At 71.6% G+C, this 9,780-nt stretch carries 13 protein-coding genes; 8 read left to right on the forward strand and 5 right to left on the reverse strand.

Going from position 1 to position 9,780, the window contains the following annotated elements; translation table 11 throughout:
• Nucleotides 1–744, reverse strand: a 744-nt coding sequence (locus ACFFCN_RS17580) for a threonine synthase (RefSeq protein WP_375493758.1), incomplete at its 3' end; no start/stop codon positions are given.
• Between the two features lie 73 nt (nucleotides 745–817).
• On the opposite strand from ACFFCN_RS17580, the gene ACFFCN_RS17585 reads away from it, so the two are divergent.
• Nucleotides 818–1,021 (forward strand): hypothetical protein, encoded by a 204-nt coding sequence (locus tag ACFFCN_RS17585; RefSeq protein WP_375493760.1) that lies wholly within the window; start codon nucleotides 818–820, stop codon nucleotides 1,019–1,021.
• 20 nt (nucleotides 1,022–1,041) lie between these two features.
• On the opposite strand, the gene ACFFCN_RS17590 is transcribed toward ACFFCN_RS17585, so the two are convergent.
• On the reverse strand, nucleotides 1,042–1,224 hold the full coding sequence (locus ACFFCN_RS17590; RefSeq protein ID WP_375493762.1) for a hypothetical protein: 183 nt from the start codon (nucleotides 1,222–1,224) through the stop codon (nucleotides 1,042–1,044).
• A 65-nt stretch (nucleotides 1,225–1,289) separates the two neighbouring features.
• On the opposite strand from ACFFCN_RS17590, the gene ACFFCN_RS17595 reads away from it, so the two are divergent.
• Complete coding sequence (locus tag ACFFCN_RS17595) at nucleotides 1,290–1,787, forward strand: SRPBCC family protein (RefSeq protein ID WP_375493764.1); 498 nt, start codon at nucleotides 1,290–1,292, stop codon at nucleotides 1,785–1,787.
• Nucleotides 1,788–1,812: 25 nt separating this feature from the next.
• On the opposite strand, the gene ACFFCN_RS17600 is transcribed toward ACFFCN_RS17595, so the two are convergent.
• Nucleotides 1,813–3,615, reverse strand: a complete 1,803-nt coding sequence (locus ACFFCN_RS17600) for an AMP-dependent synthetase/ligase (protein ID WP_375493766.1) — start codon at nucleotides 3,613–3,615, stop codon at nucleotides 1,813–1,815.
• A 159-nt stretch (nucleotides 3,616–3,774) separates the two neighbouring features.
• Between ACFFCN_RS17600 and ACFFCN_RS17605 the strand changes: the two genes are divergently transcribed.
• The 6 genes from ACFFCN_RS17605 to ACFFCN_RS17630 all read left to right on the forward strand — a co-directional run bounded on the left by ACFFCN_RS17605 (nucleotide 3,775) and on the right by ACFFCN_RS17630 (nucleotide 7,986).
• Nucleotides 3,775–4,206, forward strand: coding sequence for a polyketide cyclase / dehydrase and lipid transport (locus ACFFCN_RS17605; RefSeq protein WP_375493768.1), 432 nt, complete (start codon nucleotides 3,775–3,777; stop codon nucleotides 4,204–4,206).
• A gap of 61 nt (nucleotides 4,207–4,267) precedes the next feature.
• A complete protein-coding gene (locus ACFFCN_RS17610; protein WP_375493770.1) occupies nucleotides 4,268–4,726 on the forward strand; it encodes an SRPBCC family protein in 459 nt (152 codons plus the stop codon).
• Entirely contained in the window at nucleotides 4,726–5,979 is a 1,254-nt protein-coding gene (locus ACFFCN_RS17615) for an ArsA family ATPase (RefSeq protein WP_375493780.1), read from the forward strand. Before ACFFCN_RS17610 ends, ACFFCN_RS17615 begins: the two co-directional genes overlap by 1 nt.
• On the forward strand, nucleotides 5,972–6,346 hold the full coding sequence (locus tag ACFFCN_RS17620; protein WP_375493772.1) for a hypothetical protein: 375 nt from the start codon (nucleotides 5,972–5,974) through the stop codon (nucleotides 6,344–6,346). The genes ACFFCN_RS17615 and ACFFCN_RS17620 overlap by 8 nt, the downstream gene beginning before the upstream one ends.
• Nucleotides 6,343–7,293: an ROK family glucokinase gene (locus tag ACFFCN_RS17625; protein ID WP_375493774.1), complete on the forward strand. Its 951-nt coding sequence runs from the start codon at nucleotides 6,343–6,345 to the stop codon at nucleotides 7,291–7,293. The genes ACFFCN_RS17620 and ACFFCN_RS17625 overlap by 4 nt, the downstream gene beginning before the upstream one ends.
• A gap of 42 nt (nucleotides 7,294–7,335) precedes the next feature.
• A complete protein-coding gene (locus tag ACFFCN_RS17630; protein WP_375493776.1) occupies nucleotides 7,336–7,986 on the forward strand; it encodes a hypothetical protein in 651 nt (216 codons plus the stop codon).
• 5 nt (nucleotides 7,987–7,991) lie between these two features.
• On the opposite strand, the gene ACFFCN_RS17635 is transcribed toward ACFFCN_RS17630, so the two are convergent.
• Nucleotides 7,992–8,696, reverse strand: a complete 705-nt coding sequence (locus tag ACFFCN_RS17635) for a hypothetical protein (protein WP_375493778.1) — start codon at nucleotides 8,694–8,696, stop codon at nucleotides 7,992–7,994.
• Entirely contained in the window at nucleotides 8,693–9,490 is a 798-nt protein-coding gene (locus ACFFCN_RS17640) for an alpha/beta hydrolase (RefSeq protein ID WP_375493782.1), read from the reverse strand. Before ACFFCN_RS17640 ends, ACFFCN_RS17635 begins: the two co-directional genes overlap by 4 nt.
• Nucleotides 9,491–9,780 lie beyond the last annotated feature (290 nt).

A 9,780-nucleotide genomic window follows, 5' to 3' on the forward strand; every position in this document is an offset into this window, starting at 1 on the left:
GGCGATGATGCCGACCCCGCCGCCGGTGGGGTAGACGATCACGTCCGGGCAGCGCCAGCCGAGCTGCTCGGCGATCTCCAGGCCCATCGTCTTCTTGCCCTCGACGCGGTACGGCTCCTTGAGCGTCGAGGTGTCCTGCCAGCCCGGCCGGTCGGCGACGGCCGCGCGGATCAGCGCGCCCGCGTCACCGATGAGCCCGTCGACGAGGTAAAGCTCGGCGCCGGCGGCCACGCACTCGCGCCGGGTGATCACCGGGGCATCGACCGGCATGGCGATCAACGCAGGCAGCCCCGCACGCGCGGCGTAGGCCGCCCACGCCGCCCCCGCGTTGCCGTTGGTCGGCATCGCGACACCCTGCACGCCGAGTTCACGAGCGCGGGAAACGCCGACGGCAGCGCCGCGCGCCTTGAACGAGGCGGTCGGCAGGACACTCTCGTCCTTCATCAGCAACGCGGTCACACCCAGCTGCGCGCCGAGGCGTGGCATGGGCAGCAACGGCGTCATGCCCTCGCCGAAGCCGACGACGTCGGCCTCGGCGCGCACCGGCAACAGCTCGTGGTAGCGCCACAGGGTGGGCGGTCGGCCGGCGATGTCCGCGGGCGTCACACCGGCCGCGGCGCGCTCGAGGTCGTACCGCGCGAGCAGCGGTGCGCCGGCAGGGGACAGGCCCTGGACGACGTCGGCGTCGTGCGTCGAACCCGTCCGCGAACACTCGAGGTGGCTCAACGTCGAGAAAGCGGTCACCGTACAGATCCTCCCGTGGTGGCAACGGACACAAATCATATATTGTCTATGAGTTTGGTAGTAAAATGAACGGGTGCCGAACGACGCGGTCAGCGTGCACGAGGTCGTGCGACGACTGCGAACCAGCGGCGGATCAGTGGAGATCGCGCACGACGCGCTGCCCGCTGATGAGGCGACGTGGCTGCGCGCGGTGTCGGCAGCCGCAGCGACGCTGGGTATCGAGATCGCCGTGTTCAGGTCGTCGACCCATGTCGTGCTCGTCGACGTCGAGGCCTGATCCGGCGATCCTCGCCTGCCTCACGGGACGGCTGGCACGCCCTCCGGCCCGTCGGGATCCTCCGGGTCGGTCGGCACGGGCATCGGCTCGTCCGGCGCGGGCGGCAGCGTGTCGGGTGTATCCGGCAGCAGCTCACCCGGATCGTCGGGGACCGGCTCCTGCGGATCGATGGGCGGGTACTCCGGGTCGGGCGCGCTCGTCATCGACCCAGTGTCGCTGACGGGCGGGCGCCGCGGCCGCCCGACGCGCGGTCTGCCACCCTGGCCCGGTGACCGATGACGAATCGCAAGCCGACAGCGCGGCGGCCGAGAGTCTGGAAGTATCGCGGACGATCGCCGCGCCGGCGCATGAGATCTTCGCGCAGCTGACCGACCCGCACGGGCACGTGCGCATCGACAGCTCGGGGATGCTGCAGTCGGCCGACGGCGCACCAGTGACCGCTGTCGGTGACACCTTCGTCGTGCACATGGACCGCGAGGCGCTGGGCGACGTCGACATGGGCAAGTACGACGTGACCGTGATCATCACGCAGTTCGTGCCGGACGAGCACATCGAATGGACGATCAGCGGTCGCACCCAGCCGCCGATCAAGCACCTCTACGGCTACCGGCTGGCGGCCGTCGACGGAGGTACGCGGGTCACGTCGTACTACGACTGGAGCCAGATCGAGGAGCGTTACCGCGGGCAGATCAGCTTCCCGGTCGTCTCGCCGATAGCGCTGCGGGCGACATTGGGCATCCTGGCGCGCACCGTCGAGCAGGGCTGACGGTTCGCAGCCCAGCAGTGCGTGGTTACTTGCCGGCGCCGTCGTAGAGCTCGGCGATGTCGCTCTCGTTCTCCTTGACCACGACGTTGCGCTTGAGCTTCATCGACGGCGTCAACTGCCCGCCGTCCTCGGTCCAGTCATCGGCGAGGATGTGGAACTTGCGGATCGACTCGGCCTTGCTGACCGCCTTGTTCGCGTCGTCGATCGCCGCCTGGACCTCGGCGCGCAGCTCGCTGTCGCCGACGACGTCGCCGAGCTGGGTGTCGGCCGACCTGCCGTTCTTCTCCAGCCACTGCGGGAACGACTCGGGGTCGATGGTCACCAACGCCGCGATGTAGGGCTTCTGGTCGCCGACCACCAGGCACTGGCTGACCAGCCAGTGTGCGCGGACACGGTCCTCGAGCACGGCCGGCGCCACGTTCTTGCCGCCCGCGGTGACGATCAGTTCCTTCTTGCGGCCGGTGATGCGCACGAACCCGTCGTCGTCGATCTCGCCGATGTCCCCGGAGTGGAACCAGCCGTCGGCCTCGAGGGTCTCCTTCGTGGCGTCCGGGTTCTGCCAGTAGCCGGTGAAGATGTGCGGCGCCTTGAACAGCAGTTCGCCGTCGTCGGCGACCTTGACCGTCGTGCCGCCGACCGGCCGGCCGACGGTGCCGATCTTGATGGAGTTGGGCCGGTTGACAGTGACGCCCGCGCACGTCTCGGTGAGGCCGTAACCCTCGTAGATCGTGACGCCGATGCCGTCGAAGAAGTGCCCGAGGCGGGCACCGAGCGGCGCGCCGCCGGAGACGGCCGCGGTGCAGTTGCCGCCGAGCGCGGCGCGCAGCTTGCTGTAGACGAGCCGGTCGAACACCGCGTGCTGCGCCTTGAGCAGCACCGGTACGTGGCCCTTCTCGCGTGCCTCGGAAAAGGCGATCGCCACCGACTCGGCGCGGTCGAAGATCGCGCCCTTCTTCTCCGAGTGCGCCTTCTGCTTGGCCGAGTTGTAGACCTTCTCGAACACCCGCGGAACGGCGAGCACGAACGTCGGCCGGAAGCCGGCGAGGTCGTCGAGCAGGTTCTTGACGTCGGCGGTGTGCCCGAGCGTGCAGCCCGCGGCCAGCGAGCCGATCTCGATGACCCGGCCGAACACGTGCGCGATCGGCAGGAACAGCAGCGTGGAGGTCTCGTCGTTGAAGAAGTTCTCGAGCAGGCCCTGCAGCTCCACGGTCTGCACCACGAAACACCGGTGCGTCAGCTCGCAGCCCTTGGGGCGGCCGGTGGTGCCTGAGGTGTAGATGATCGACGCGAGGTCGTCGAGCTTGACGCCGCGCCGCCGGGCCTGGACGTCGTCGTCGGCGACGTCCTTGCCGGTCTCCTCGAGCTTGTGCAGGACGCCGATGTCGATCTGCCAGACGTGCGCGAGGTCGGGGACGTCGGCGCGGATGGACTCGACCGTCTCCGCGTGCTCGATGGTCTCGACGAAGATGCCCTTGGCGCCGGAGTCGGAGACGATCCACTGCACCTGCTCGGCGCTGGACGTCTCGTAGATCGGCACCACTACGGCGCCGGCGGTGAACAGGGCGAAGTCCAGGACGGTCCACTCGTAGCGGGTCTTGCTCATCACCGCGACGCGATCGCCGGCCTCGATACCGGCGGCCATGATCCCCTTGGCGGCGGACACGACCTCGGCGGCGAACTGCGCGGCGGTCACCTCGCGCCAGATGTCGCCGACGCGGCGCTTCAACGCGACGTGCTTGGGGTCCTTCTCGGCGTTGTCGAAGACGAAGTCTGCGGTGTTCGACTCGCTCAGCGTGGTGATCTTGCTGGCGACATGCAGTTCCTGCACTACCGGCGTCCCTTCGGGGCATGCGCGTCCGGGCGGATCCGGCAACGCGACGCGACGATTGCCGGTAACGGGTGTCACGGTAACCGCTCGACGGGCCCGGGGCGAGGCGACGGCGTCGGGCCGGAGGCGGTCCCGGCGGCCGCGTGCGATCCTGGCGCGATGCCCGCAACCGAGCGACCGCCCGTCGACGTCGTCGACTCGACGTGGCTCGCCGCCGCACCGGCAGCCGTCGGCAAGGTGCTCGCCGAGCCCGTGAACTGGCGTGAATGGTGGCCGGGACTGCACCTGCGCGTGCAGGAGTTGCGCGGCGCGGTCGGCGTGCGCTGGTTCGTCGATGCCGTGGACGGGTTCGAGCCTGCGCTCGCCGGCAGCGCCGAGGTGTGGCTCGAGTCGACGTGCTCCGGCACGGTGGCGCACTTCTTCCTGCGCCTGGACTCGACGAGCTCGCGGCCGGTCACCCGGCGACTCGCCGAGCAGGTGTGCGAGCGCTACCGATCGCGGACGAAGCAGGCGTTCTGGCGGCTCGGCGATCAGCTCGACCCGGGCCGGCTGACCCGGCTGACGTCGGTGCCGCACGTGCCCACCAGCTGAGCGGCACAGCCGCGCTGCGCTCACTCCGGCGGCAATGCGCGGCCCGGTAGCGTGACGTGCCATGTCGGAGGAGTCGACGCAGTCGATCACGATCGACGCCACTCCGGCCGACGTCATGGCCGTCATCGCCGACTTCGCGAACTACCCGTCGTGGGCGGCGTCGGTCAAGCAGGCGCACGTGCTGGAGGCGGGCCCGGACGGTCGCGCTCGGCGGGTGGCCTTCACCCTCGACGCGGGCATCGTGCGCGACCAGTACGAGCTCAGCTACGTCTGGAGCGGTGATGGTGCCGCGCTGCGGGTGGAATGGGATCTCGTCAGCGGCCAGATGATGCGCGCCCAGCACGGGTCGTACGAACTGCGCGGCGACCCCGCCGGCGCAGCACGCACCTATGTCACCTACACACTGTCCGTCGACCTCATCATCCCGATGCTCGGCATGCTCAAGCGCAAAGCTGAGCGAGTGGTCATGGACACGGCACTGAACGAGCTGAAGAAGCGCGTCGAGAGCCTGCGCGCGTGATGCGCGTCCTGCTGTTCACCGGGAAGGGCGGGGTCGGCAAGACGACCGCTGCAGCCGCGACCGCGTTGCGGCTGGCCGATCGCGGCGCGCGGACGCTGCTGCTCTCCACCGACACCGCCCACTCGCTCGGCGACGCGCTCGACACCTCGCTGGGCGACGCACCGACCGAGGTCGCGGCGAACCTGTGGGCGGTACAGATCGACACGCAGGGCCGGCTCGAGGCCGCATGGCGCGACGTCCAGTCCTACCTCACCGACATGTTGACGCGCGGGGGCGTCGACCCGATCACCGCCGACGAGCTCACCGTGCTGCCCGGGGTGGACGAGGTGCTCGCGCTGCTCGCCGTGCGCGAGCTGGCGGTGAGCGGCACGTGGGACGCGGTGGTCGTCGACTGCGCGCCGACCGCAGAGACGCTGCGGCTCCTTGCGCTGCCCGAGGCGCTGCGGTGGTACCTGCAGCGGGTGTTCCCGGCCCAGCGCAAGATCGCCCGCGGCGTGCGCACGGTCGCGACGCTGCTCGGCCGCGGTGACGCCGTCCCGCCGGACTCGCTGTTCGAGACGTTGCTGCGGCTCAACGACGAGCTCGCCTCCGTGCGCGAGCTGCTCGGCGACCCGACGGTGACGTCGGTGCGCCTCGTGCTGACCCCCGAGGCCGTGGTCGTCGCCGAGGCGCGACGCACGTTCACCGCGCTGGCACTGTTCGGCTACCGCGTCGACTCGGTCATCGCCAACCGGGTGTTCCCCGACGGTGGCGACGAGTGGCGGCAGGCGTGGGTACGGGCCCAGCGCGTGCAGCTGGACGCGGTGCGCGAGTCCTTCGGCACTATCCCCGTGCAAGAACTGCCGTACCGGCCTGGTGAACCGGTGGGCGTGGACGCTCTGCGCGATGTGGCGGCCGAGCTCTACGGCGCGCTGCCCGGCGTCGACCCGGCGGCCGAGACGCCCGGGCCACCCCCGCTGCGCGTCGACCCGGACGGCGCCGGCGGCTTCGTGCTGAGCATTCCGTTGCCCCTGGCGCAGCGACACGATGTCGACGCGGTGCGGGCGGGTGATGACCTCGTGGTGAGCGTCGGCGGGAACCGGCGCATCCTCACCCTGCCGAGTATGTTGCGCCGATGCGTCGTGTCCGGAGGATCGTTCGACGGCGCACAGCTGCACGTACGTTTTGCGCCGGAGGAACCGGAGGCGCCCGGTGCGCGCGGGCGGCCGCGCCCGACGCCGGGCGGCCGTACGGAGCAGGCGCGTCATGACTGACCAGGACGAGCCGCACCCCACCGGCGAGCTCGGCGACGAGACGCGCAAGCTGCTGACTGCGGTGCAGGAGTGGACCCAGCGCAACTTCCCGGCGCCGCCCAGCGGCCACGGCGGCCCGGAGTGCCAATGGTGCCCGCTGTGCCAGCTCGCGTCCGCGCTGCGCGGCGAACACCCCGAGCTCACCGACCGGATCGGCGAGGCCGCGGCGGCCGTGGCCAACGCGTTGCGCGTGCTCGCCGACCCCACCACCGAGCGCGCCCGTGGCGCCGCGTCGGCGCAGCCGGCAGCACCCGGCCCCGGGCGGCGCGCACCGCGGCCACGGGTCCAGCGCATCGAGCTCGACGAGCCGGACGAGACCATGCAGTGAGCGACCTCTCGATCGGCGTCGACATCGGCGGCACGAAGGTCGCGGCGGGTGTCGTCGACGAGCAGGGCGCGGTGATCGACCGCGCGCAGCGCGACACCCCCGACGGGGGCGCGACCGTCACGGAAGCGGCGATCGTCGAGGTCGTCGAGACGCTGCGCGCCCGGCACGAGGTGTGCGCCGTGGGCGTCGGCGCAGCGGGCTGGATTGCCAACGACGCCGCGACGGTGCTGTTCTCGCCGCACCTCGCGTGGCGCAACGAGCCGGTGCGCGAACGCCTCGCCGAGCAGCTCGACGCGCCGTTGCTGCTCGTCAACGATGCGAACGCCGCGGCCTGGGCCGAGTACCGCTTCGGTGCCGCGCAGGGCCAGGCGGTGATCGTGTGCGTCACGCTCGGCACCGGCATCGGCGGCGGTCTCGTCGCTGACGGGCAGGTTTACCGCGGCGCGTTCGGCGTCGCCTGCGAATACGGGCACATGACGCTGGTGCCGGACGGCCGGCGGTGCGCGTGCGGCAACCGCGGGTGCTGGGAGATGTACGCGTCCGGCCGGGCGCTGGCCCGCGACGCTCGCGAGCTCGCGGAGGAGTCGCCGGTGGCCGCGGCGCGGATGGTCGAGCTCGCGGGTTCCGTCGCGGCACTGAGTGGACCGGTCGTCACGGCGGCGGCCGCGGCCGGCGATGCGGCCGCGGCGACGATCTGCACGACAATGGGCCGCTGGCTCGGTCGCGGGCTCGCCAACCTGGCCGCGGTGCTCGACCCGTCGATCTTCGTCATCGGCGGCGGGGTGTCGCGCGCGGGGGAGTTGCTGCTGCGTCCGGCACGGGAGGAGTTCTCGCACAGCCTGACCGGGCGCGGGTTCCGGCCGGAGGCCGAGGTCGTGGGCGCGGCACTCGGTGCCGACGCCGGCCTCGTCGGTGCCGCGGATCTGGCGCGCAACACCACCCGGTGACCCGTCACGGCGTCCTCCGGCCGTACGGCAGGATGAGCGATCATGCGCCTGCTGACCATTGACGCCCGGGTCACCGGCCGTGACCGTGCCGCACTCGCCCGGTTGATCGAGTCGGCGGAGGCGGACATCGCGTGCGTGCACCGCGCGCCGCACCTGCTCCGGTGGCGCTCGATCAGTGCCGCGCTCGGCCGCCGCAGCGGGCTGGTCGTGGTCGGCGGTGGCCGCCCGGCCGGGGCGAACCTGCTGATGTCGACGCTCGGCGTGGACGCCCTCGACGCCCGCGACGTGCCGTTGGGTCACTCCGCGGCGCAACCGGCCGGTGCGGCGCTCGCGCTGCTGCGTACCGGCGGCGCGGGCGGTCCGCGCTTCGTGCTGGCCGGGCTGAGGTTGGCCGGCAACCCCGCCCACCGCATCGAACAGGCGCACTCGGCACAGCGGGCCCTGGCGCGATTCGTCCCTGACCGGCCACCCGTCCTGCTCGCCGTCGACGGTGTCGAAAGCGTCGCCAGCGTCGCCAAGGAACCCGGTGCGGACGGCGCCGCGGACGTGCTGCGGCTGGGACGTGGCGAACTCGGCTCCGGGCTGTTCATCGACGAGAACGTCGTGGCAGGGGAGCCGGCGCCGGTGGCAGTGCCTACTGGCCTGCCCGCCGGCGTGCCGGCGCCGACGGTCGTCGAGCTCAGCGTCGGCTGAGCGGACTACAGCGCGCTGCCGTCGTCCGTGTCGTCGCGGCGGAACTCGCGCACCCGGCTGAACAGCAAGCATGCGGCGAGCAGCAGCCCGGCCAGGCCGAGCGCCAGGCTCAACCCGTTCGCCAACCCGATCTGACCACCCAGCCCGAGCACGATGATCGAGACAGTGAGCACCGCCATCGCGATGATCGTAGGGCCGGCCAGCCGGGGCAGCGGCGGTGGTGGCGGGGGCACGTAGTGGTCGTCGTCGAGCCACACCGGGTCGTCGGCTGCGGGCTTGTTCAGCCGCAGCCGCCAGTCGACGTCCTCGCGGGAGAGCTCGCGTTCGGCGTCGCGCACCGCGGCGACGGTGTCGACGTGCCAGTCGGCCACCAGGGCGCGGAACGCCGCGTCGGTGCGCTCCGGGTCATCGAGCAGGTCCGCACCGGTCGACGCGTCGGCCGCCTCCGCGTCGCGCTCGAGCGCGCGGACGGCTGCGGCGACGATCGTCCGGGCGTCCACGCGTTCGTCCGACGCCACGAACAACCGCGTACGGCCCGACGCCTCCGGATCGTCGGGGCGCTGGGCGAGATAGGCCGCGATGCGAGCGCGACCGAGTGCGGTGAGCAGTTGCGCACCGACATCGGGATCGACGTCGGTCAGCGGCACGTACTGCGCCGCCAGCAGGCCGTTGTCCAGCCGCTGCGGCTCGTGCGCTTCCGGGCCGCTCACGGCACCGCCCCGGAGTCGTCCAGGTGCTGCGTGCCGATGACCGACGAGATGAACTCCACGCTGCCCTCGAAGATCGTCGGGGCGTCCCAGTCGAGCGTCGCGACGTGATAGCTGTTGTCCAGCATGATCTCGTCGACGGAGGTGTTGATCGCGCCCGCCTTGAGCAGCTGCCCGGACAGGTCGTCGACGACGTGGTCCTCGCGCGAGCGGTAGAGCCGGATCGGCGCGCGGACCCGGCCGAGGTCGCCGGCAGTGACCTTCCACAGTTTCTGCAGCGACGCGAACGCGATCACCGGCGTGCGGTCGGCGGCCGGCTCGTCGACGCCCGGTTTCTTGATGTCGCCGCCGATGCCGGGGCGGGAGCGGATCAGCCGTGCGAAGTAGGGCGCGAGCTTGGCGTCGAACCGCTTGGTGCCGTACGCGGGGTTGACGAGCACGAGACCGGCCACCCCGTCAGGGTGCTGCTCGGCCAGCCGGGTCACGAGGGTGCCGCCCATCGACAGCCCTACCGCGAACACGGTGTCGCAGCGCTCGCGCAGCTCGCGGTACGCATCCTCGATCGCGGCGTACCACTGCGGCCAGGTCGACCTGTTCGTCTCCCGCCAGGTGCCGCCGTGGCCGGGCAGCAGCGGCAGCCGGACCGTGTAACCGGCGGCGGCCAGGTGTTGTGCCCACGGCCGCATGCTGGCCGGAGTTCCGGTGAAACCGTGACTGACCACGACGCCCACCGGTCCGCCGTCAGCATGGAAGGGCGTGGCGTCGGACGGGCTCGGGGCGGCGGTCACCCGACCCATCATGCCGGGCGACCGGCCCGCGCGGCGACCCTGCGCGGCAATGCGACTGGTGCCGGGACCCCGCGGCGCATAGGGTTTGTCGAGGCAGATGTCGGTGGGTTGGCGGCGCGGGAGAAGTTGTGGGTTTCTGGTTCGCCAAGTTCGTCCTCCTCGGACCGCTGCTGCGGCTGGTGTGGCGTCCGTGGATCGAGGGCCGCGAGAACATCCCCGACGACCGCCCCGCGATCCTCGCCTCCAACCACCTGTCGTTCTGCGACTCGTTCTTCCTGCCCCTGCTCGCGCCGCGCAAG

The organism is uncultured Jatrophihabitans sp. (assembly GCF_964246335.1).
Classification (GTDB): domain Bacteria; phylum Actinomycetota; class Actinomycetes; order Mycobacteriales; family Jatrophihabitantaceae; genus Jatrophihabitans.